23 protein-coding genes are annotated in these 23,842 nt (G+C 38.0%); 4 read left to right on the top strand and 19 right to left on the bottom strand.

Translation table 11 applies throughout. The features are described 5' to 3' along the window. The first annotated feature begins 12 nt into the window (after positions 1-12). The 3 genes from PLH43_RS07430 (at position 13) to PLH43_RS07420 (ending at position 3,455) form a co-directional block, all read left to right on the top strand. Complete coding sequence (locus PLH43_RS07430) at positions 13-2,100, top strand: sodium-translocating pyrophosphatase (protein WP_324361658.1); 2,088 nt, start codon at positions 13-15, stop codon at positions 2,098-2,100. A gap of 318 nt (positions 2,101-2,418) precedes the next feature. Next, entirely contained in the window at positions 2,419-3,156 is a 738-nt protein-coding gene (locus tag PLH43_RS07425; RefSeq protein ID WP_324361656.1) for an AzlC family ABC transporter permease, read from the top strand. Next, positions 3,153-3,455, top strand: a complete 303-nt coding sequence (locus tag PLH43_RS07420) for an AzlD domain-containing protein (RefSeq protein ID WP_324361654.1) — start codon at positions 3,153-3,155, stop codon at positions 3,453-3,455. Before PLH43_RS07425 ends, PLH43_RS07420 begins: the two co-directional genes overlap by 4 nt. Here PLH43_RS07420 and PLH43_RS07415 read toward each other — a convergent pair. From PLH43_RS07415 to PLH43_RS07405, 3 genes are read right to left on the bottom strand one after another with little or no spacing between them, the layout of a single operon-like run. Further along, positions 3,436-4,764 (bottom strand): glycoside hydrolase family 1 protein, encoded by a 1,329-nt coding sequence (locus PLH43_RS07415; protein ID WP_324361652.1) that lies wholly within the window; start codon positions 4,762-4,764, stop codon positions 3,436-3,438. The two genes, PLH43_RS07420 and PLH43_RS07415, sit on opposite strands and share 20 nt — an antisense overlap. A gap of 25 nt (positions 4,765-4,789) precedes the next feature. Beyond that, positions 4,790-5,686, bottom strand: coding sequence for a metallophosphoesterase (locus PLH43_RS07410; protein WP_324361650.1), 897 nt, complete (start codon positions 5,684-5,686; stop codon positions 4,790-4,792). 41 nt (positions 5,687-5,727) lie between these two features. After that, positions 5,728-6,744, bottom strand: a complete 1,017-nt coding sequence (locus PLH43_RS07405; RefSeq protein WP_324361648.1) for a DUF4474 domain-containing protein — start codon at positions 6,742-6,744, stop codon at positions 5,728-5,730. Positions 6,745-7,067: 323 nt separating this feature from the next. Between PLH43_RS07405 and PLH43_RS07400 the strand changes: the two genes are divergently transcribed. After that, on the top strand, positions 7,068-8,969 hold the full coding sequence (locus PLH43_RS07400) for a hypothetical protein (RefSeq protein ID WP_324361646.1): 1,902 nt from the start codon (positions 7,068-7,070) through the stop codon (positions 8,967-8,969). Positions 8,970-9,135: 166 nt separating this feature from the next. Here the strand turns inward: PLH43_RS07400 and PLH43_RS07395 are convergent, their stop codons facing one another. The 16 genes from PLH43_RS07395 to PLH43_RS07320 form a co-directional block, all read right to left on the bottom strand. Continuing rightward, positions 9,136-9,909, bottom strand: a complete 774-nt coding sequence (locus PLH43_RS07395) for an SDR family oxidoreductase (protein ID WP_324361644.1) — start codon at positions 9,907-9,909, stop codon at positions 9,136-9,138. Between the two features lie 169 nt (positions 9,910-10,078). After that, on the bottom strand, positions 10,079-10,669 hold the full coding sequence (locus tag PLH43_RS07390) for a hypothetical protein (protein ID WP_324361642.1): 591 nt from the start codon (positions 10,667-10,669) through the stop codon (positions 10,079-10,081). A 305-nt stretch (positions 10,670-10,974) separates the two neighbouring features. Continuing rightward, positions 10,975-13,530 (bottom strand): M56 family metallopeptidase, encoded by a 2,556-nt coding sequence (locus PLH43_RS07385; RefSeq protein WP_324361640.1) that lies wholly within the window; start codon positions 13,528-13,530, stop codon positions 10,975-10,977. Next, positions 13,527-13,886, bottom strand: a complete 360-nt coding sequence (locus PLH43_RS07380; protein WP_324361638.1) for a BlaI/MecI/CopY family transcriptional regulator — start codon at positions 13,884-13,886, stop codon at positions 13,527-13,529. The genes PLH43_RS07385 and PLH43_RS07380 overlap by 4 nt, the downstream gene beginning before the upstream one ends. 175 nt (positions 13,887-14,061) lie before the next feature. Further along, positions 14,062-14,961, bottom strand: a complete 900-nt coding sequence (locus tag PLH43_RS07375) for a DUF3298 domain-containing protein (protein WP_324361636.1) — start codon at positions 14,959-14,961, stop codon at positions 14,062-14,064. Continuing rightward, positions 14,951-15,466, bottom strand: a complete 516-nt coding sequence (locus PLH43_RS07370) for a sigma-70 family RNA polymerase sigma factor (protein ID WP_324361633.1) — start codon at positions 15,464-15,466, stop codon at positions 14,951-14,953. Before PLH43_RS07370 ends, PLH43_RS07375 begins: the two co-directional genes overlap by 11 nt. 415 nt (positions 15,467-15,881) lie before the next feature. Next, positions 15,882-16,805: a DUF2935 domain-containing protein gene (locus PLH43_RS07365; protein WP_324361631.1), complete on the bottom strand. Its 924-nt coding sequence runs from the start codon at positions 16,803-16,805 to the stop codon at positions 15,882-15,884. Positions 16,806-17,216: 411 nt separating this feature from the next. After that, positions 17,217-17,993 carry a formate/nitrite transporter family protein gene (locus tag PLH43_RS07360; RefSeq protein ID WP_324361629.1) on the bottom strand — a complete coding sequence of 259 codons (777 nt, stop codon included), beginning with the start codon at positions 17,991-17,993 and terminating at the stop codon, positions 17,217-17,219. A gap of 161 nt (positions 17,994-18,154) precedes the next feature. Beyond that, positions 18,155-18,769 carry a class I SAM-dependent methyltransferase gene (locus tag PLH43_RS07355; protein ID WP_324361626.1) on the bottom strand — a complete coding sequence of 205 codons (615 nt, stop codon included), beginning with the start codon at positions 18,767-18,769 and terminating at the stop codon, positions 18,155-18,157. A gap of 26 nt (positions 18,770-18,795) precedes the next feature. After that, on the bottom strand, positions 18,796-19,350 hold the full coding sequence (locus PLH43_RS07350; protein WP_324361624.1) for a flavin reductase: 555 nt from the start codon (positions 19,348-19,350) through the stop codon (positions 18,796-18,798). Further along, the gene (locus tag PLH43_RS07345) at positions 19,337-19,777 is read right to left on the bottom strand and encodes a pyridoxamine 5'-phosphate oxidase family protein (protein ID WP_324361623.1); all 441 of its coding nucleotides are present in this window, start codon (positions 19,775-19,777) and stop codon (positions 19,337-19,339) included. The genes PLH43_RS07350 and PLH43_RS07345 overlap by 14 nt, the downstream gene beginning before the upstream one ends. Then, positions 19,774-20,193, bottom strand: coding sequence for a MarR family transcriptional regulator (locus PLH43_RS07340; RefSeq protein WP_349255145.1), 420 nt, complete (start codon positions 20,191-20,193; stop codon positions 19,774-19,776). Before PLH43_RS07340 ends, PLH43_RS07345 begins: the two co-directional genes overlap by 4 nt. 186 nt (positions 20,194-20,379) lie before the next feature. Then, positions 20,380-20,757: a hypothetical protein gene (locus PLH43_RS07335; protein WP_324361620.1), complete on the bottom strand. Its 378-nt coding sequence runs from the start codon at positions 20,755-20,757 to the stop codon at positions 20,380-20,382. Positions 20,758-20,957: 200 nt separating this feature from the next. Further along, positions 20,958-21,437 (bottom strand): hypothetical protein, encoded by a 480-nt coding sequence (locus PLH43_RS07330; RefSeq protein WP_324361618.1) that lies wholly within the window; start codon positions 21,435-21,437, stop codon positions 20,958-20,960. 128 nt (positions 21,438-21,565) lie between these two features. Further along, positions 21,566-21,745, bottom strand: coding sequence for a hypothetical protein (locus PLH43_RS07325; RefSeq protein WP_324361616.1), 180 nt, complete (start codon positions 21,743-21,745; stop codon positions 21,566-21,568). Positions 21,746-22,829: 1,084 nt separating this feature from the next. Further along, positions 22,830-23,842, bottom strand: a 1,013-nt coding sequence (locus PLH43_RS07320; RefSeq protein WP_324361614.1) for an RHS repeat-associated core domain-containing protein, incomplete at its 5' end; no start/stop codon positions are given.

The following is a 23,842-nucleotide window of genomic DNA, read 5'->3' as shown; positions in this document are numbered from 1 at the left end:
GGAGGTCTCTAAATGATTCAAATTACTACTCAAACGGTTCAGATTGCTGCAATTATAATATCTCTTCTATCTCTTGGTGTTGCAGCATGGTTGTATTCATGGGTAAAGTCTCAGCCATCATCCAATGCCCGCATTGCTGAAATCGGAGAATATATTCGACAAGGTGCCAATACTTTTTTAAGGCGTGAATATCTTGTTCTTGCCCGTTTTACCGCAATAGTAGCTGTTTTGATTCTAATTTTTCTTCCAAAACCAATCTGGTCGGGTCATGGCTTTACAAGTAATATCTGGATGACTGTAGCATATATTTTCGGTACAGTTCTTTCAGCACTGGCCGGAAAAATAGGTATTCAGATTGCTACCATTGCAAATATTAAATCTGCCGAAGCCGCCCAAAAAGGTGTTAAACCGGCCTTCATGACGGGATTTCGCGGAGGTGCGGTAATGGGTATGGCCGTTGTCGGTACCAGCCTTTTGGGAGTTACCCTTGTTCTATTGCTCGTCGGAGACGCCAGCGCAGTTCTCGGTTTTAGTTTCGGCGCAAGTTCATTGGCCCTCTTTGCAAAAGCGGGAGGCGGTATATTTACAAAAACTGCGGACATCAGTGCAGACCTGGTAGGTAAAGTAGAGCTCGGTCTTGAAGAGGATGACCCGAGAAATCCGGCGGTTATAGCCGACAATGTCGGTGACAACGTGGGTGATGTTGCCGGAATGGGTGCAGACCTCTTCGACTCCAACGTTGCATCAATGGCCGCTGCGTTGGTTATGGCCACAGCTCTCGGAGGATATGACAGCAAAAACGTAGCCATGGTTTTTGCCTATGCTGCGATAGGACTCTTGTCTTCCGTCATTGGAGTAGCCACGGCTCGTATCGGCAAAAACGGCGACCCCGGAAAAGCCCTCAACAGCTCTACTTATGTGACCACGGCCATATTTGCCGTACTTACTGCTCTGTCAACCTATATCTTTGGCTTTGAATGGCGTATATGGGGTGCAACTGCTGTAGGTCTTATTGTCGGAACCATCATAGGTATTACCTCCGACTATTTCACAAACGACGCAAAGCCTCCGGTTCAAGCCGTTGCAAACGCTTCAAAGTCAGGACCTGCTTTTACAATACTTTCAGGTTTTTCCTACGGATTGCTAAGTACCCTTCCTTCTCTTATCGGTATAGCAATAACTGCTTTAATATCTTATTATATTTGCGAGCCCTTAGGAAGCGGCTACGGAATGTTCGGTATTTCAATGTCGGCCCTTGGTATGCTCTCTATCGTCGGAATGATTATCTCTAATGACGCCTACGGCCCAATTGTTGATAATGCCCGCGGTCTGGCTGAAATGGGAGGCTTTGGTGAAAAGGTAATTGCCATTGCCGACGAACTGGATTCAGCCGGTAACACTGTAAAGGCCGTAACAAAGGGATTCTCCATAAGCGCTGCAGGACTTACGGTTATATCTCTTCTCGGTGCTTTCATGAGTGAAGTAAACACTGCTGCAGCCGAGCTTGGCCTTAAAGGAATCGAAAACTTTGATATAATGAACCCCACCGTATTCTTCGGACTCATAGTGGGTGTGGCAATTCCCGCAGTATTCTCCGCAATGCTGATGCTGGGTGTGGATAAAAACGCTCAGAGAATGGTTGCCGAAATTCACCGCCAATGGGATTCCATCCCCGGACTTAAAGAAGGAAAAGAAAATGCAAAACCGGATTATGATAAATGTATAGATATCGCTACCACAGGGTCTCTTAAAGAATTGATACCTGCCGGAGTAATTGCTATACTTTCAACAATACTTGTAGGTTTTATCGGCGGTGCATCGGCAATAGGAGGATTTTTGACTGGAAATATTGCATCTGGACTTTTGCTTGCTCTTCTGATGTCCAACGCCGGCGGTCTTTGGGATAATTCCAAGAAGTATGTTGAGGCAGGAAATTGCGGCGGAAAAGGTTCAACGGCACACAAAGCAGCTGTTGTAGGAGATACCGTGGGAGACCCATTCAAAGATACTGCGGGTCCTTCCATCAATACACAGATTACAGTTGTGTCTCTGGTTTCTTCACTGCTTTCAACATTGTTCCTTCTGTATTCTATCTTCTAAAATGCCGGAATGGATTTGTAATCAATAGATGTTGTAAGTCAATAAAAGCCTTCCTTTTTGAGGGAGGCTTTTTTATTCTTCTATTTTAAGATAACACAATTAATGGCCTTAATTATGTTTTGGCCCAAAATCTATAAGTTCTTAATATAAGTATATCGAAGAATCAAGATGGAATAACCCTATATTTCAAACTCAATCCGGTTTTTATGAAAAAATGCTATGGATAATTTTTCGAATTAATATTATAATGTTCTAATGTTTGATAAAATATCATATTAAAAATAATTTAAAAAGGTCATAATTGGGGAGTTTGTATTTATGAACAGAGGTCAAACAAAGATAAATGATTTTGTCTACGGATTTAAAAAAGGCACACCGATTCTGCTGGGATATATACCGGTGGCTTTTACCTTTGGTCTTATGGCTGTTGGCGGCGGGCTTCCGCCTCTTATGGCAGTCTTTATTTCCCTGTCCAACTTGACCAGTGCAGGACAGTTTGCCGGTACAAATTTGATTATCCAAGGTGCAAGTTACATTGAAATTGCCCTTACCACCTTTGTTATAAATATAAGGTATATGCTGATGTCTCTTTCTCTGTCCCAAAAAATCGACCCAAAAATTACTCTTTGGCAGCGTCTTATTTTCGGCTTCGGAATAACCGACGAGACCTTTTCAGTAGCTTCAATGGAAAAGGAAAAGCTGTCCTACTCCTATATGCTGGGGCTTATTGCAGGACCCATTTTCGGCTGGAGTTTTGGAACGGCTCTTGGAGCCTTCACCAGCTCCGCATTGCCCGAATCCCTCGGCAATGCAATGGGAATTGCCTTGTATGGTATGTTTATTGCAATTATTGTACCTCCATCAAAAAAATCCAGGCCGGTTTTGATGATTGTACTAATTTCAGTTGCAATAAATCTGGCTTTAAAATATATCCCTTTCTTTAGCTTTATCTCAAGCGGTTTTGGCATTATTATTTCCACGATTCTGGGTGCCGGAATTGGAGCTGCTGTTTGGCCTTTTAAAGAAGAAAATACTACTGTCAAGGAGGAGTTGTGATGTATGCCTTTATCGCCGTTTTATTAATGGCACTTGTTACATATTTGCCCAGGGTACTGCCCATCGCCGTATTTAGGAAGGAAATCAAGTCGACTTTTATAAAGTCCTTTTTGCAATACGTCCCATATGCGGTTTTGGGAGCACTTACCTTCCCGGACATTATTAATTCCACCAATAATTACATTACTGCTGTTTGCGGCACTGCTGTCGCTTTAATTCTGGCTTACAGGGAAAAAAGCCTCTTTATAGTAGCATTAGGGGCAATACTGACCGTATATGTCACCGGATTGGTTTTATAGTGGTCCCATTATACTTTTTAAAATCCTCAATCATCTCCTTGGTCAATTCTTTTCTTCTGCATATTTGTGCATAAAGGCGGGCACTTTTCCTGGGTGTCCTCTCTTGGGTGCGGAAATTGCAGTCGTAAAGGCCAAAATCCGTTGACTCACCCTCCAGCCACTCGAAGTTATCCATAAGTGTCCAGTAATAGTACCGTTCTATAGGAATACCTTCCTTTACAGCTTTCGAAATATAAGATAAATGATTTGCAATAAAGTCCGGCCGCTTGCTGTCATTTTTATCGCTTATTCCGTTCTCGGTTATATAAATGGGCAACCTATATCTATTGTAGTACTTCTTGCATAGCTTGTATATTCCCTCAGGATATATATCCCATCCAAGGTCAGACTTTGTCAAATCCTTGTCGTTTACAAGCTCATGAAAATAAAGGGACGGGTCAAATACAAACTCAACAATATTTCTTGTATAATAATTAATACCCAAAAAGTCCGCATACCTGCCTTTTTTATGGTTTACACCCTTTTTGGAAAGGGGAAACATCAGTCGTCCCAATGTCATGCCTTCCATAAACATTTCATTAAAGAGATAATCGACAACTTTAGCTATCATTTTGCCTGTGGAGCTTATTCCGTCAAAGATGCGAAGGTGCATTGCCGTTCCTACCATTGTCCTTCCTTTAAACTCACGTTGTCTTCTTATCTTATGTATCAAATCATAGAGCTTTACGTGAGTCTTTATAAGCTCTGCCGTGACCTTCAGTCCTTCTGACAGGCTTCTCTCCCCCGGCGGGAAAATACCTATCACATAACCAAAATCAACATAAACATTGGGCTCGTTAAAGGTTACCCAGTCACTTACAAGGTCACCCAAATTTTCGACTACATATTTTACGTACTCTATAAAAATATCCGCATTGCCCGGCTTCTTCCATCCTCCGATTTCATGAAACCAGATAGGTTCGGAAAAGTGATGAAGCGTAACCAGGGGCTTTATGTCGTTGTCTAATAAAAGCTTAATCTCATCTCTGTAATGCTTTATCGCCTCATCGGAAAATTGTCCCCGGGAAGGCTCTATCCTGCTCCACTCAAGGCTCATCCTGTGAGTTTGAACTCCCAGGTCCTTCAATAGCTCCGTATCCTCCTCAACCCTGTTCCAGTGGTCACAGGCGGTAATACAGTTGCTTGCATCTTTAATACGCCCTTCTTCACACCATTTGTACCATGTATTGCCGGTATCTCCGCCTTCAATTTGGGTACTAGCAGTAGCGGTTCCAAACATAAATTCATCATTGAGTTTAAATGTAACCATAATCGCCACCCCACACTCTATAAACCTATTTGAAAAATTCTTTTAATTTTACCGGTTTCTCCATTTCATCCCTGCCTACGTACAATGTGCCATCCTCTTTGGTTTTTACACTCCATTTGACAAGCGCTATCTTCCCGGATGCAATCTCTATTCCAGTTATGCCATAAGGGTGAACACAGCATCCGTCATTGAAATACGGCGGACGGCCAACCTCCGGAAATACTGCTCTGTGAGTGTGGCCTGCAATAATCATCTGATTGTTTGCTTTTACCCAGTCAACAATCTTGTTTGTAATAGTAGCCTTTTTTCGGTGATTTTTGGAGGCGCTGTTGGGATCTCGAATTCCAATCAATTCAAGCGGCCTCCAAAAATATCTTACCAAAAACCTGCTTATCATCCACAACCCATCATTTGGAAAATCTGCCTGGTGGCCGTGCACAAGAAATATTTTATCTCCTGTTACTCTATGGCGCAAAATTATACCTTCGTGCACCTTCGTTTTTAAAAATGCGTTTACAATCCTTTTGTCGCTTTCATCCAGATACAGGTAACCTCTTCTTTTTACGGACCTTGATGCATATTTCCTCTTTTCAATATCGTGATTGCCGTATAAAAAGTGGGCCCTGCCATCGTCAATAAATTTAACCAATAGGGAAAATACATCTTTGTGTTCACTTATTATGTCGCATATGTTGTCATTTTCCCACAACTCATCCCCATCCCCGAGTTCTATATAAGTGTAATTGTTGCGATAGTAATAAGTTAATGCCGCATAGTAAATGTTTTTGTTTTTGCTGAAATTGTCTGCCCAGCTTCCGTCACCCCTGTGACAATCGCTCATTATAATAATTTTGGAGAAATCATCAAAAGGAATCTCTTCAGCAGATTGAAAAACTTCGGATAATCTCTTAAATTCATACATGTCAAACACCCCACAAATACCGCACACCCTATCCCAAATATTTATTCTTTTATGTGTCTTTCAAGTTTCTTATAAGAGCCATATAATTCCAGAGGTTTTCCCAATCCAAGAATATGTTCATACAACTCCGGTGCATTTTCTTGAATTGCAACCATCTTTTCTTCGAGAGTAGAGCATCCTTTTGTGACCTCATTATAAAGGTCGCACAAAAGTTTGTTTTTCCTTTGAACAATTGCATCGGTTATCTCTGTCCTTGTAAGGGGTTGGGGAGTATGAGGCTTGCTAAATATCACTCTGACGGAGTTTCCGTATCTTTTTATTTCCCTGTCGGTATATCCCGCTCTTTTCAATCCTTCAATAAATGCCGAGCACATCATCTCATCTTTTAATGTTATGGTAATCTCCAATGTCAATTCCCAGGGTTGGGAGAATTCGCCGAGTCTGAAGCCCGTCAACCACCAATGCCTGTCTCCGCGCTCAAAAAGTACTTTTCCATTCTTTTTTAAAGTAAACGACATCCATAAGCACTCCTCATCGCTTACACAATTAAAGAAAGGTCCCTTAAACAAACCCGGAATATTTATATCCGGTTTGTCTGTTACATATATTCCCACCTCGGCACCGGTAGGCAAATCGTATTGCCCCTTCCAAAACTCAATTAACCATCTCCTGCCGTTATATTCAAAATAAATCGGCTCACAATCTATTATCATTCCCAAAGGCGCCGCTGACTCGTCATATAAGCGGCAATATCCAAACTTTCTTTGCCATGCGTCTTTTGTAGAATAAAAAATGTCCTGCTTTTCATCATAGGCATAACCGGCAATAGCAAAGGATTCATCCAGCTCTTCCTTATCTGCGTTTTTTTTGCCTATTCCTATTAGAAAGAGCAACGCCTTAATATGTTTATCGATTTCGGAAATAAGTCTTGATAAAAGTTTTTTCCTAATAGCCAGTGTAATTATTAATGCGATTACAACCAATACAACTATTATTCCTGCAATATATAATCCGTTTAAATCCAAAAAGGCCAATGAGTATCTTGCCCCTTCAAACATAAAAATCTCACCCCAAATATATTCTTTGTAACATAATATTCTTGAACAGATGATTATGTTAATGGATTTTTGGATTGCTTTCTTATGAAGTGCCTGTATCTTTAGAAAGCAAAATGTTTATAGTGAAATGTTAATATTGTTAGAAAAAGATTTTCATAGTGAAATATTAATCTGAATTAATATAATTCGACCAAAATCTATTATTTTTTTGCTTATTATGATAAAATGTTTACGTATTTGTATCCAAAATCTTATATGTTGGGAAGTGAGACAATATGTTTATTTTTCTGTTATTAGCATCATTCTTGACGGGATTTTGTCTGTTGAAAAAGTTTACTGAAATAAAATCCCCGATTATGATGCTCTCCGGTTCCTTTCTTGTCGGTTCTCTTTTCTCCGGCACACTGCTATACTGGCTGGATATATTATTTGCAAAAACTCTGAACAACTATTATATCAGCAATATAGTATATCTTGTAATATCTGCTGCCTTTATCGCATATGCGTACAAGACAGAAACCGAAATAGATAAAGAGTTTGTTGACACAATAAAAAGATTCTGTTATGACAAAGTTGCGGTAATTTGCTTTATCGCTTTTGCTTTGTTTTCAATTTGGTTTAATTACAACACCTTCAGCCTGTCGAACGGAAGCATAACCATGTCCGGAGGCGCATGGAGCGATTTGACTCTTCACAACGGATTTGTCCGTTCCATAAGCCTTGGTCAAAACATTCCTGTCGAGCATATTTTTTATGCCAACACCCCGGTAAAATATCATTTTTTATTTGATTACTATGTGGGTAAAATATCCCAGACAGGTTTACATTCGGTTCATGCTTTAAACCTTATGTGTTCTTTAAGCCTTTCCTTTTTGCTGTTAATGATATTTCAGTTCGGAAGAACAGTATTTAAAAATGATGCCGTAGGAATACTCGGTGCACTCTTTTTATTGTTCCACAGTTCATTAAGCGGATTAAAATGGGTTGTCGATAATTTGGGCTGGGATATGTTTAAGAAAATATACGAAAAAACCGGATGGCTGTCCATGACTGTGTTTGAAGGCTGGGGTCTTTTTAATCTGAACGTTTTTGTAAATCAGAGACACTTTGCCTTTTCTTTGGCACTCCTTGTCTTTGTTGTTACATATGTGATTTCGGTTTATGAAAAAGATATGAAAAATTCGGAACCGCCGGAAGTTAAAAGCACTGTATCGAATCAACGCAGCAATTATTCATGGCTTTTGTCAAGCTGTTTAATCGGTGTTACAGTAGGTATCGTACCTTACTGGAATTCCGTTGTAAACACAGCCCTGCTCTCATTTTTGGGACTATATACTATTGTAAATATAAGAAAAAAAGAAATCTTTCAGCCAATGTTTGTCACCACTGCCATTGCAGGTCTTGTCTCACTGCCGCAGCTTCTCAGATTTAAGTCCGGCGCATCGAGCCTGAATGAATATCCCAAACTTCATATAGGTTACGAGGTTGGACACTTTGACATATTTAAATTGACAGACTATTATTTTAAAGTATTCGGTTTAAAATTAATTATTGTTGTCATAGCATTTATTATTATACCCAACAGAAAAAGAATACTGTTTTTTATTCTCTCAGTACCGTTCATACTGGCCAATTTACTGCAGCTTGGCGTAATATTGTACGACAACAGCAAACTCATGATTTCTGCGCTCATATTTATAAATTGTCTGGCTGCCTACTATTTAGTGGAGCTTTTCCAACAAAAAAACTTAATACTAAAATTCATATCCGTTATCCTTTGTGTCAGCCTTATGGTCGCGGGAGTACTGGACTTAATGTCTGTCAAAAATCTACCCAAAGTCAATGTGGCAGACAAATCGGAATTTACACAGTGGATTATTGAGAACACCGAACCGGGCTCCGTTTTCCTCACCCTCCCAACCATACAATATTATGATAATGCAGTATCCAACATACTTATGGCAGGCGGAAAAATGTATGTACATAATGCAGCCGATTCGGCTTACAAGCTCAACGAACGGTTCAATAATCTAAACATCATATTAAGAGGCGAAGAGAGCTTTGAAAAAATAAAAAATATAATAGAGCAGGAAGGCATCGACTACATTGTGGTCAGTCCCGAGCTAAGGCAAAGCCAAGAATACACGGTAAACGAGGAATTCCTCAATCAAAATTTTGTGACAAAGTACAACAATAACGGTATTGCCGTTTACTCAATTTATTAGTTTTTGAATTGATGATTTGCTAAACGTTATTGATTCTTTAGAATAACCGGCTTAAGTACATCTGTATGATAAAATAAACAACTCCCCCCTGGCTGGAATTGTAAATAGCAAAGCCAAGGAGGAGTTTGTTTATTTGCAGATTAATAAAAATAATTGAGATTCAAGCTTATACGCATGTGTATCCGCCATCTACAGGTATAATGGCTCCTGTAACATATGAAGAAGCATCAGATGCAAGATAAACAGCAGTTGAATCCAGCTCTCCTTCTTTTCCGTAACGTCCTACCGGCACAGTTGCCTTCATGTAATTGGTAAAGTATTCGGTGTTCAGAGTATCCTCGGTAAGCTCCGTAACAAAGTAACCGGGACATATCGCATTCACCGTAATACCGTATTTGGCCCATTCCGCAGCCAATGCCCTTGTCATATTTACCACACCGCCTTTGGCTGCGTGATAAGCGGTACTTGGATGAGCCATGTTTCCAACCATGCCGTATATGGAAGAAATGTTAATAATCCTTCCATAGTTATTCTTTATCATGATTTTACCAAATTCCCGCGCAACCATGAAGACGCCATTGAGGTCCACACTAATTGTGTTGTTCCACATTTCATCGGTAGTTTCTTCTGCTGCGGCTATACCGCCGCCACCCGCATTGTTTATCAAAATGTCAACCTTTCCAAACTCTTTCTCACTAAGTTCGGCTGCTCTTCGAATCATATCGATATTTGTAACATCACATTCTATGGGGAGGCACTTTACTCCCAACGCCCGAATTTCTTCTGCCACCTTCTCAAGTTTTTCTTTTCGTCTTGCCAAAATAACAATGTCAGCGCCCTGAGATGCTAAAGCTTTAGCCATTTGAACACCAAGTCCCGATGAAGCTCCCGTTACTACTGCAACCCTACCTTCTAAGGAAAACAAATTTCTTTTCTGCATATTAAACACCTCTAAACTGTATTTTATATATTGAATTATAACTGCTATTAATATAATACCACTTTTTCGAAAAGAAATTTAATTTTTTCGTTAAAAAAATAACAAAGCAAAATATAGACATAATGTCAAACATTGGACACATTTGCAATATTAATATTTTAAAATCATATTACAATGCAGCGGATAATTTTTGATTGGCATATATTCTCCGATTTCTTAAGCATTTCTTTAACAATTTTGAATTTTTTAGATCGCCTATATATATTATTCGTCCCTCTAATTTGAGGAGATTTTGAGGCCTGACAAGATTTCTTGATATTTTAAAGTCTGCAATGCCGCTTTCATTCAAGATATAGTATACAAATTCAGAGCAAACAAATCTTGAATCGTGGCATGATTCCCTGTTTATTAAACTATTTATAAGCCCCATATAATTATACTTATACCGGCTGGCATTGGAAATAAAATACTCCAGCAAGGTTTTTGCCCTTTTGTACTGCTGTTTTGTAACCTCGAGCTCAATTACTGCACCGGGCAACACTTTACAGTACTTATACGTACCTTTGTTTAAATTCTCATGCTTAAATACACCAATGAAGGGATTGAACACATATTTCCTTCCGAAGCTATACATGTTTGCAAGATCTCTATCCATAGAAATAGCAGCGTGGGTAAATTCATCTCTTTTGAAAAATTGAATGAGCCTGGATATCATTGTATTTGTCCTTGTAAGAACAATATAAATATAAAACTTTTCCATTAAACTCCCCCATAAACTATTGAATACGCACCAAGCGCTGCTTTATTCGACAGGATGTCCCAAAACCGACATATATTTTTTAAAATAATAACATTTATAAATTAATTATATTCGTTTATGGGGGTAAAATCAACATATATCGGTTTTTTAATAAAACAAGGATAAAATATCTATTTTTGCAATATTTCGACAAGTATTTTTCCTAAGCTGCATTTTTACAATCCAGGCATTATCATTCTCATTTTTTCAAAACCATCATCGGTTCCGCATGCCTTGCAAAATACACATTCGTCATAATACCGCTTTTATCCGGTTCCGTATCTGTCAACACGCCACTTTCCGTCATCACCTTTAACAACCACAACGTAAAAAGTAGTTTGCGTTGACGGATATTGAGCAGATGTTTCTACAGTCTCCATATCAACCGATACAATAAATACTAAAACCGAATCGGAGTTTTCAATACGTAAAAAACGCGCATCTTCTACCAATTCTATTTTCTTTGCTTTAGCCCATTTCATTCCCCACACATCGCCGTCGTGAACAAAATTATTATTATGGTTTTCCGTACTTAGGATGCGCATTGTATCATAATCAGCTATCTCAAAAGCTGCAAAATACTCTTGCACTACTTGAAAAGCTTTCTGTTCTTCATCCGTCATTACATAAGGCATTGGAATAAAGATGTCTTCTTTTTTCACCCAGCCGACTACTCTGTCATAAGTATAATCGCCAAGAATCAAAACCCATCCGTTTATCTCTTTTTCAATCTTGACCAAAAGTTCTGTGTCTGTTGTTCGAGAAGCATTTGCATAAGAAGAATAGTTATCATAGATTACCGTTCCCTTCTTCAAAAAAGCCTCTCTAAAATAAATTCCCTCTTTAACATCTTTAGCAAGAATATAATCCCTGTTTTTAATCCATCCAACCTCAGGCACGTCCGTATCGGTACCTAAAGCAACAACCCATGTCCTGTCCTCATCTATTATTAATATTCTCACCAAGTTTCCTTTGTCTTCCACTGCCGAGCCGACTTTTACACTATCTGCCGTAATGATTCCAAAATTGCTTTCTGTGTGCTTTTTTTCATCGATTAAATTGCTATTTTCAATCCAAAATTCCCCCGGTATCCTGTCAGCAGAGCAAAGAACCCAATTCTCATATTTGCCGGTTATCCTGACAATATCACCATACTCCAGTTCGCCCATGCTCTTGTAGTTTTCACCGGGCCCTGCCTTTGCAAGACAGTCCTGAATTACAACAGTTGCAAGCTGATAACTCTCCGCCTTGCTTTTGTCAAACTGGGTATTTGCGTCACTTTCATCATCTTTATGGAATGCAGTATCGCTCCCCACTTTTATAAAATCCTGTTGATTTAAAATAGTGTCATTTAAATTGCTTTGAAGCTCTCCCTTTTTGTTGTATAGCTCAATATTCTTTATCCCTGCCGTGGTATCTGCAACAACTATATATCCCTTATCCATAGAAACCGCTTCTTCAATTATGGAACCATCATTAAAGAATATTTTAATACTGTCAATTTGAACATCTACCACAGTATCGGTTTCCCATTCCCATTTCTTTTTATCAAAATTGCCGTATACTATGCTCTTCCCTTGATACTCCGCCAAATTTGCCGAAAAACACGGACTTATAGGCATATTTCCCGAAGCTTTCGCCACTATATTAAAATCATAATCTATTAAAAACAAAAGGGAAAAATTTTCGCCTTCTCCTAAGTATTTTTCGGTTAATACCAAGTAGCCGCTGTCACTATTTTTTATGTTATAAATTATAAGAGAGCCGTTGTTGGCCGGATCCGATTTTTTGTAGTATTCGCTGACAACTTCCGTAAGTTTTCTTCTGTCTTTTGCCGAAACCGTTCCCTCCTTAGATGCATTTGTGGCAAAAACAATCGAAGCTGTGAGAACAGCTGCAACCGCAACTATTACAACCCAAAACTTAGGTTTCTTGAAATTGAGTACATTTTTTATCCTGCTCTTTACATTGCTCTCGCCAAAGGCCAAGGGAGCCGCCGCTAAAACCCCTTTTCCTTTAACAGACATCGACAGGAGCGAATTCGAATAACCGCCCTTCGCACCTTCACCCAGCCTCTGAAGCACACTTTCATCGCAGGACATTTCCATATCCCGGTTCATAAGAACAAAACACAACCACATCAGGGGATTGAACCAGTGAAGAATTAGGGCAAGAAAAGCAATCAGCTTTATAAGATAATCCTTCCTGCGGATATGAGTCCGCTCGTGTTCCAATATGTACGACAAATTAGCACCCCCAATATCTGTGGGAACATAGATTCTCGGACGGATAAAACCGCACACAAAAGCTGTACCTATGGCATCGGTCTCAAAAACATTGCCCTCCACCAAAGTTGCAGTCTCAAGCTTTCTTTTGATTTTTGCATAAGAAAAAATGCTATAAACCAGCAATGCAATAACACCCAAAATCCAGACAAGACTAAAAACAGTTATCCATATGTCCATGGGATTTATGCTTGCCGCCGAGGCAGCGACAGGAACAGAAGCATTCACCGCGCCTTCGACACTCCCTGCACCGGCAGGTACATAAGGTACCGGAATCTGTCCCATAGTTTGCGGTACATATGGGGATACTCCGCTTTTCGGCTTGGTATTTAAGCTTATCAGATTGAAAAGGCTAAGAGCCGATTCAAAGGAAAATGGGCATACCAGGCGGAAAAGAAGAGGCATCCAAAGAATATAGGAAAAAATCTTCGGAGCTTTTTTAAAAAGAAAACGGAGAAGGATAACGCCAATGGCCACATAGGATGCAGTAATACTCATGTTTGCAATAGCTAAAAATAAATCTTGTAAAAAACTCATTTCACCGCCTCCTCTATAATCCGCTTAAGTTCCTCCGCTTCCTGTTCGGAAAGCTTTCGGTCGCTCAAAAAAGCAGTCAAAAATTTTGGCAGCGAACCTTCAAAGGTTCTCTCCAGCATGGCTCTGCTTTCATATTTCTGTACTTCCTCACGCTTAACCAACGAAGTAACGGTTGCATCCCTGTTTTGCAAAATACCCCGCTCGCAAAGCTTTTTTAGAACAGTGTAGGTGGTTGATTTTTTCCAGCCAAGTTTATCCGCGCACAGTTTTACAAGCTCCGTGGAATTGACAGGCTCGTTGTCCCACACAATGCTGACGAATTTATATTCCGCATCAAACAGCTTATATTTCTCCATTTAATTACCCCCTTAGGTTTATCTTAGTAGACCTAATTTAAGTCTATTGCATTAGACCTAATATGTCAAGCAAAAATTTAAAATTTGTCAAAGAGTATTTTTATCCTTAATAAACATAAAAAAATGAGTTGCCAAATCAACGGCAACCCACTTTTTATACCTCTTGTCATATTATTTACTTAATATACTCATTGCCAACCAGGATATCGGATATCACCTCTGTTGGAATCTCAAACTCTTGAATTCCCATGTATCCCGGTCCAACTTCATATTTGTCGAATGATATTACCAATTTACCTTCTTCGGTGATGTAGAAGTTTTGATTTTCGGAAATTTTGTCAAACGGTTCAATAAATTCTTCATCCTCATCGACGTCCACCCAGTAAATAAAGCCATCGTCGGCTTTCATTCTCTCCCTCATCTGATTTTTTATGTTTTCACTTATGATTTCTACATAACTGTCATCTTTAAACAAGCTGGGCAGAGTTATTAAAATCCCTTTCTCCTTGTCTATGGTATCGTATTTGAATACCGTTGAAGAAGAAGCCATAATATTATCAAAATATCGTCCTATAGACAATATCCTGTCCGTATCGGTTTTCACAACATACCCGCTGTCCACACCGAGATAGCCTTCACCTTCCTTCATGCTCTCCATATCAGCCATAAACTGTTTATACAGCTTTTTATTTTCCTCAAGGTATTTTTCATTCAGGCTATTTTCCAATTCCTTGTTTTCCAAGCCTTGTATAGATGGAACTTTAATGTCTGCTTTAAATCTGTCTTCATTTACAGTATACTCTTTAAAAGTAAGTACTTTTACTATTCCCCTTACAATCGGGACTTTTCCCAAGGTGGATGCAAAGGCCGGACTGCTATTTATCCCAACTGTAAGTAATCCTACGGAAGCAACAACTAAAGCTGCCGCCACACTTGTTCTTTTTATTAATTTATTCCTTTTCATCCTATAATCTCTCCCATCTTTCAATGCTTTTTTTACTACAATATCCAATTCGTCCGGAATAGGTGTGTCCAAATATTGCTTTTTAAAAAAATCCAAGTTTTTATCCTTCATTCCAAACCTCCTCGCAATCACTTAACTTTATACGCAGTATTTCAAGGGACTTGTATAACCGGGTTTTCACTGTATTAACATTCTCGTTGAGAATTTCTGCAATTTCGTCTATTTTCAAATCTTCAAAGAACCTTAATATAACTATGGTACGATACTTGGCCGGCAAGTTGTCCAATGCCTCTTGCAAGTCGAAGTCTTCATAATTGTCAACCGCCCCAAAGTCAAAGCTTGACAAAACCTCTTCACCAACAGCAACACTCTTCCTTTGCTTGCGAATAAAGTCCAGTGATGTATTAACTACTATTTTGTAAAACCATGTTTTGATATAATCCGGATTTTTTAGCGAGTCCATAGATGAAATTGCCTTGCACACAGATTCCTGGACAATGTCTAGTGCATCCTCTGCATTTTTCACATAGCTGTATGCCAATCTGTAAAAACTTTCCTTTTGATTGACGACATATTCGGTTATTCGTTCTTCCAAGTAATCATTCTTCGATAACACCTAAGTTGTCATCCCTTCTTTGGTTTTAAATACGTATACGTATCTAACTGCTGTACACTTTATAGACGTATGGGTACTTATAAAAAGTTTTAGCTTTTAAATTTTTCTTAAACTAGAAAGTCGTTATAAAATAAAAACAGGAACACAACCTTTCATCGTGCCCTAATTTGCATCATATTAGTTTAATTTGTCTGTTTGATTTAGCCCATGCTTTGCCTGAATGGGAATGAAAAATCCGTATATAGTTAGCAAGAATTCTGACAGATAATGCCTTAAAGTATTCTTCGAAAAACGGGAAAATCTCACTGAAGGTTGAAAATCAAAATGGTGTTATATTGCTAAAGATATATAACACCACTGAAAACATTTTGGCTTTCCCTAATACAAGGCATAGACTTCATACCAAATACCTTTACTATCTTCCTTCAAATATTTTAAGCAATCGCAAATAATGGTTTGCTTCTCTCAGAACGTGATCACCCAGAAGCGGTATGATAATTGATTTTATTTTACATTCAAGCAGACCTTGCGTGCCTTGGGCTTTGAAGTTTCGGAAATCCTCGGTTGCTTTTAAGCTCTCTTCAGTAACTTTTGCCGGTGGAATAGTCGCATCCATTGCCGCCTTTGCTTCAGCTGTCAATTGATCAAACTCATTTCCGAAATCATTAGCTTGATTAATCAAATTGCTTTCTGTAGGGTCAAGCAAACCTCGGATAAACTTGGCATGCTCTGCCATTTGCCTGTTCCAGAAAAATTCCAATCCATAAGCTTCTTTCGCCAAGTCTACCTTTTCTCTTCTTTGAAGTCTCCGAAGCTGCAGAAGGTATAATTCCGCCTCACGGGTTATGTGTAAAATCAGTAAAGGATAGTTAAATGTAAACATCTTGCAGTTTAAAACATTAGATAAGATATCCTTTTTAAACCGTATTAACGCAGCAGTCGCATTTATTGCCCTTTGATTAAGCACTGATACACATCGTTCAAGCACAGGGTTTGCTGTTATTATACCACCGCCCGCCAGTCCTGCTTCCGCCTGCGTCAGTTGAGTTGGTATACGTACTCCTGTAAAATATACGGTTGCCGTTTCTGCTTTCAAAGTAAAAGGTGTTATGACCTCTCCTGATTGAAGTATCTCCGGATTAACAACACCGTTTGATAGAGAAACGGTTTCTCCTAAAATTCCGTCAAATTCCCTGCGAAAAGCATCTGCCTGTTGAATAAAGCTCGAGTCTTTCGGTGCAAACCCCACTTCAAGGAAAAATGAGTGTTCTTTCATAATCCTTGCAAAGAACAGATGTAAACCTAAAGACTGTTTTATAAATTCAATGCTCGAAAGCATGGTTTATGCCTCCAAATAAAAAGGTTAACTTCTAATATTAGTTTATGTTGACCTTTCGTGGATTGCTACGGGAATTTCCTCTACCAAATATATCAGTGTTTTCGAGCTTTCATTGGGATATTCAAGCCGGCAGTCTGTAAGAAATCTATTCGATGTGTCCGTCCGTTTCACCGGAAATCTGTTATCGAATATACTAGCCCATCATCTTTCTTGTTGTAATGATTCAAGTAAAAATAGAATATTTTTCAATTAAGTACATTAATGTCGACATAAAAAAACCTCCTTGGTTTGATAATCTCTGATTCTTACCAAAGAGGATTTTAATTGATCATCCATAATTTAAATCTGTTACGTCTTACCAAGGGCAGCTTCAAGAAAGATACTTTTAGTGGTCTCGAGCTGACACCTGTTTTAATTTTTTACTTTTTCTATATCCCTGTAAGCCAATAAATAATTAATACCCGATACTATAATGCCGCCGCCGATAAAATTGCCAACACCCGATACCGCTAAATGATAGGCAATATCTTTTGCCGTAAGTTCTGCGCCATGAAATAATGCTGCAAACAAGTAATACATATTAGCTACAATGTGCTCTGTTCCGCTTAATATAAATACAGTAATCGTAAGCCACAAAACAACAATCTTTGTTATTTCTTCTTTGCAGCTGTAAGCCAAGCATACACCGGTGCAAACGATGATATTACACAGAATGGAACTTGCAAATAACTGGCCTATCGGCATATGTGCTTTATGAAGCGCTTTAGCAATTACCAGATTAGCTGCCGCCTCGTCAAAAATTCCCGAGGTTCGGGTTAGAAATGCTGCAAAAATTGCTCCAAGCAGATTGGCAAATACAATCAAAAATAAAATCCTGATAGTCTTATTGATTTTAGTACGGCCTGCATAGACTGCAACCATAACCATGCAGTCGCTGGTAAACAGCTCAGCCTGCATTAAGATAATAGCAATGATTCCTACAGGGAAAACCACTGCTCCCAAGAAATTGCCTAACCCCGGAGTTGTAACACTTGCCGAAACCTTAAGGCTTCCTATTGCACCAATGGCAATATACAATCCGGCAAGGAAACCCTGTACAAGCAAGATAATAAACCGCTTATTGGCCTTATGCTTGCTCAAATACAATATATACTCCGTTAAAGCTTTTGGTCCAGAGTGAACATTCATAGATAAACCTCTCTTACTATTCCCTAATTTTTTGTATTTTGTATACAGTTTATTTGCTCTAAAAGCAAACACAGCCTATATAATAACACATTTAATGCAAATGGGAAAGCATTTTTAGGTTTATCATTTCTCAAAAATCATGAAAAATAGGATTTTTGCGGTTATTTTTTGTATACCACAACAAAGCTTTTTCCTTTTACGATATTCTCGATTGTCACTTTTGAAAATCCGGCTTGCTTACCTTGCTCAATAAAATCTTCCTGTTCGAAAAATTTATAGCCTTTCTTCGTATAAGAAAGTTTTTTTAGCCATTCCTTTGCATAAACCACATTGTAGAATGTTCCGTCGGGCTTTAAGCAGCGGTGTATCTGTTTTAGCCCTTCCATGGTATCTTTCCAAAAATAGATTGTGTTTATGGATGTGACAGCATCAAAAAAATTCTCGTCATAGGGCAGTGCACAGCAATCTCCCAGTATGAGATTTAATTTTCCGTCCTTTAAGGCCCGGGCATTTCTTTTTTCCGCACTCAATTTCATATCTTGGGAAATATCTATGCCAAATAGATTGGGCTGATAACGTTTGTAAATCAACTCCAGCAAATAGCCATTTCCATACCCGATATCAAGTAGGTTTGACTCTTTTGTCAAATTCACCAGCAAAACAACCCTGCGATACATTGCTTTGTTTATCACATTCATAATGATACAACAGCATTTGCCGACAATTCCTCTGGGATTTCCAAACTGTGAACCTATGTATTCTGAAAATTTGCTCATGTTCTGTCCTCCATGTCCATCGATTTTCACCAGTTTCTCTTTTTGGTATAATCCCCGATTCTGCCAATGTGGCTGCCTACGGTAAAATAATGGTTCGGTGAGTATATCACAGGGTTTATAACCCTAAGGTCATAAAAGTCAAGATTTGCAATATCTTCACGGACATTTACCTTTTTTATTTCAGCAAAATATGTATGCGTCATTCCCAATTCAACCGTTTTTAGTAGCTGGCACTCATAACTGAAAACAGAGTCAGCAATAAGCGGGACGTCCAAGACATTACCTCTAACCGTCGGGACAGTAACGATGTTGTTTTCATCTGCAGTCGCACTGTTTCTGCTTTCGGCAAAAAGAAGCAGTTCCGGTGTAACCACTGTTGCAGAAAGCATTCCCGTCCGTTCGATATTCTTTTTGGTCCTCTTTGTACCGTTAATGCTTATTATAAGGCAGGCCGGAGCCCCGTTTGTATAGCTTATCCAAGAAATAGGCGCAAATCGTTCGGTACCGTCCTCATCATATGTTCCTATCAGAAAAACCTGCTGGGTGAAAAAACAAGGAGTATTGTTTTCAGGCTTCAACATCGTTAAATTCCTCCATTCCAAAAGAATGATTTACAAGCTTGTGATAGTAATTGCCATACTCTGCAGTAAATTTCAAGACACAATAATTATCGTCTTCCACGCCTTTTGGATAATACATTTCGAATCCTTCACGCCACAATAATTCTTTGTGATATCTGTCTGTGCAAACTTCTACAGTGCCCGTTAGCATTAGTCCCTTAAACTCCACATCATCACAGAAATATATGCTTGCCTTCGGGTTTTGCTTAAATTGAGCGGCTCTCCTTGATGTCAGATGGGTGGAGAAATAGTGAGTTGTCATGCCGTCATGGTGAAGTGCAAGCATGGCTTTTATGGTGGGAAACCCATCACTGTTGACAGACGACACATATGCAATTTTTGCGTTTTGTACCAGCTCGTACGCTTCTTTTTTCAATTCGTTTGTCATTTATTGTTCTCCTCCTTATACAGGTTATCAAGTATTTTTTCCAAGTAGCTTTCAAATTGAAGAATCTCATCTTCTGAAAAGCCCTTGTAAAAGATTTTATTCATATCGTCGGAAACTTGATTGTATTTGTCCCTCATAGAACGTGCCATATCGGTAATAGCAATGCGTACCCGCCGTCTGTCGGATTTGTCAAACACACGGGTCAGAAATCCGCTATTTTCAAGCCGGTCAAGCATACTTGTCAAAGTGGTCTTGGCAAGTCCTGTACGTTTTGACAATTCAACAATAGGCAAGTTGTCCTCCTGCCACAGGACGTACAGTATCCGCCCTTGCGGGCCATTGAATTCTTCTATGCCGGCTTTAATAAGCAGTTTTTCGAATATACGCCCTTGCACCTGTTTGATTTGGGAAATCAAAAATCCTCCATTGGTTTTAATAGAATATCACCTCTCTATATAGAATAGTACCATATAGAACTATTTTTGTTAAGGACTATTCCAGATATCGGTTGTTTATTATAGTTTATATTGTTAATATTTCATTGAATTATTTCTCTTCTTTCTGATATGACATACATTTGAATAGAGCCTGATTGTGTATAGTCATTTGTCAAAGAATATCTTTCCAAACAATTCATCATCAGACGATATTTTTGTTACTTTAGTGCCATTCCAATTAGCAATATATTCAACCGTAATGTTAAATTCAATACTTTCACCGTCAAATTCACGCCACCCGATCAATCTAATTGTGTCTATTTCGCCGATCTTATCCAACTTCGTGTCAATATACATATCATCTTTTGACATCGTATAATAATTATCTTCAAATGCTTTAACTACATTTTGCCTCAAATTATCATACGTATCGTGATATTCCCGGTATTGAATTATTGTATCAGCTTCAAGGCTGTCATCCATGTACTCGATATCCTTGTTTGTAAAAGAATCGATTATGCTCCATGTTTTTTTACTGGCCAATTTTTCTTTTCTCAAGCAAAGTGCTCCTACCGAGCAAATAATGAAGAAGATGACTAGCAGAGATATAATTTCTAGAGCTCATAGAATTATTCAGCACCCCTCTCCATATTTTTCTTGGGACTAAATATTTACTATTACAAATGTGATCCGATGTATTTTTTGCTGCAAGTATTCTTAGTTAATATCCTTAGATAAAAGCGTCAACTTATCACTACTTCAAAATAAATCATATTATTTACGCTATCAATATAAAAATTCCCCAAAATGCTTGACGGCTTTACGAAGTCATTAAACTCTTTGCTATAAAACCATTTCGATATTGTGTTGTTATAGTTTTCAGGTACGAAAGAAAGTTGTAAGTTCTCATCTAACTCTTTCATATCATATTTTTCTATAAAATATTTAACCTTATCTGCATCAATCTCTATAAATCCTTTCATCCAGTAATCGGAAGGTCCGGGAACCCATCTACTGCCCGAACCCATTATACCGCCCTTCCAATAACATTTTTCAAAGTCACCGATATTCGGAAATCTATTGGTAATTGGGTCCTTGTCACTTCTTATTACTTCCTCTTGTCTATAATCTTTACTTAAACTACTAACTGCAAATGCTATACCTGCAGCTAAAACAATTATGCTAAACAGTATTAGCAAAAACACTTTTCTGTTTATACTCACTCTCGATTTCCCCTTGGCATAAAGTGAATTTTCTTATCGCGGATGCTATTGATTTTTCCAATACCCATATTCATCCTTTTTACTAAAAGTAGTGTCATATTTAACTTGGGGGAATATTATCTACTTTCTTAGTTAGATTTCTCTTTACTTAACCTCACTTCTGTAAATCTCCCCCGTATATGCATCAATTTTTTATTCTTTTTAGTATCAATCTCTACTGTAATTATGTTCGGCACACCGTTTTGATCCTTATTATCGTCTTTATACCATATCTCAACTTTTCCTTCAAGATTTTCGTCTAGTGTCATATTGATTTTTCCTACGTAATAAGTTCGCTTACCCTAATATTCATCAACATAAGAATTGGATAACTTTATTAGTTCCTTTGCGCTTAATTTATTTAATGTTGAGATATCTGCGTTAATATTTTTTCCTGCGCTTTTAAAATAATATATTATACTTATACTAACGCTTAATGTAATTAGAATCACAAAAATTGATACAGTTTTGATTTTCAAGGCCTCTCCACCTCGCTTTTGGAATGATTTTTCTTGAAATTATCCCACAGCCTGTTAGAGTTATAAAACATAGCATGTTTATTATAAGCAAAGCAAAAGCAATTTCTTATTCATCTATTTAGCCACCTACTTAAATAGATTCAAACCTTTATATTCATAGCCTGTATAACCTGCAATCCAACCTTTTTTCCTCGGCAATAGAAGAACCATAATTATATGCAATATTTTGTATAGCTTTGCCAGCTCTATCGAAAAGATACTTTAATATAGTAATTTGAGTTACTTCCAAATCTCATATCTTGTAATGTTATCGATTGTTCCTGAATACCTATCAAAATGTCCTTTTTCCTTACTATTAAAAATACCTTCAACAAGAACATACTTCCCGTTTGATTTTTTAAGATTTTCACAACAAGAATAATAGAAACACTCACATAATCCATTTGTATTTTTTTATAATAGTCATATAATTCCTCCATTTTCCCTTTACATAAAGTAAAATTTCTTTGTCTTGTAGTCCCGGATAAATACATACACTCAATTCATTACATCATCCTGATAGGAAAACTTATAAAAAATATCCCTACAATAGCAGTCAAAATATTTATACCTAATAGAATCAGCAAATGTTTTAAATTCCATGATTTTAAACATATCATGACTACTAAGAGTATTAAGTTTATTATATTAATAATAATTGCAGCCATTATTAATTTTGCATGAATAGATCTCAGAATACCCCCATGCATAAAAATGCTCGGAAAGAATACTGCAGACAGTGCAAAAATCCAATAAAGTGCAGTAAAAAACACTACTATGTAATATACCTTGAATTTAATTAACATATTTCGTATATCCATACAAATCTCCTTTCTTATTTCCCTTTCGTTTCCAATTCTGTTTTTCTAATTTCTATTAAATATTTTACAGCAAAATAATTTACTTGTGCTTCTATAGTCATATGTCCCGATTGCAGATTCATGATATCTTCATATGAAAGCTCTGGAGTATTCCCCCACTTTTCAAAAGGTTTCACATCATATTTATCATGCTTAAAGAATTCAGCTATCGAGCCCGGAACATAGTTATAAGTACCCATATTGGCAGGGTCTGTAACTATCTTACCGGTACCTGTATTATAAACAGCTTCAAATCTTCCATCTGCAGATACAAACTTAACGTTTAAAGCCCCATCAATATCACCATAATCATATCTATGGTATGCCGTTCCTATCGTTGAAAACAATTTCCATTCTCCGCTGGCAGCCATGTCTATCATATCATCCAAGTCAGTAGGCGCTCCGCTATAAGAATTCAATGTATTTCTAAAGTAATGCATCCGCTCTGTAATGCTATCTAACTGCCTGATATTTTGGTCAAAGGTATCAAAGAATCGATTATAGTTTGGATTATCTAATAAAGCATCAGGATTTGCCTCCAAATCATCCATCATTCGATTTATTACTGCTTCTGCCGCAACTTTTTTTGCATTGCCAAATATATCCCACCACTTACTATTCTCTTCTTTAACCTTTCTATATAAAGTATCTAACTCATCAAAATATTCATCTGATAAAAATTCCGCTTCAATATTGCCAATTTCCTCTATTTCTTGATTATTAAAATAGTCTAAAATCCAATTTAACCCCGGTATTTTTTTGATAATACCATCCAAATTGCCACCTAAGACATTGCTAACTACACCATTAAAGTCAACGCCCTCTTTACAGTGTCCGGTTGGGTCAATGTACTTTATAGGGTTGTTTGCAACATAGGTATATAAGTTAAGTCCGTCGCCTCTGAAGGTGTCTTCCTGCATAAACCTTCCTATGCTTGGGTTATAGTACCTTGCCCTCAAGTAATATTGGCCTGTCACAGGGTCATACA

The organism is Acetivibrio sp. (genome assembly GCF_035371925.1).
In the GTDB taxonomy this organism is placed as follows: domain Bacteria; phylum Bacillota; class Clostridia; order Acetivibrionales; family Acetivibrionaceae; genus Hungateiclostridium.
This window is presented reverse-complemented; position numbering and strand designations above follow the sequence as displayed.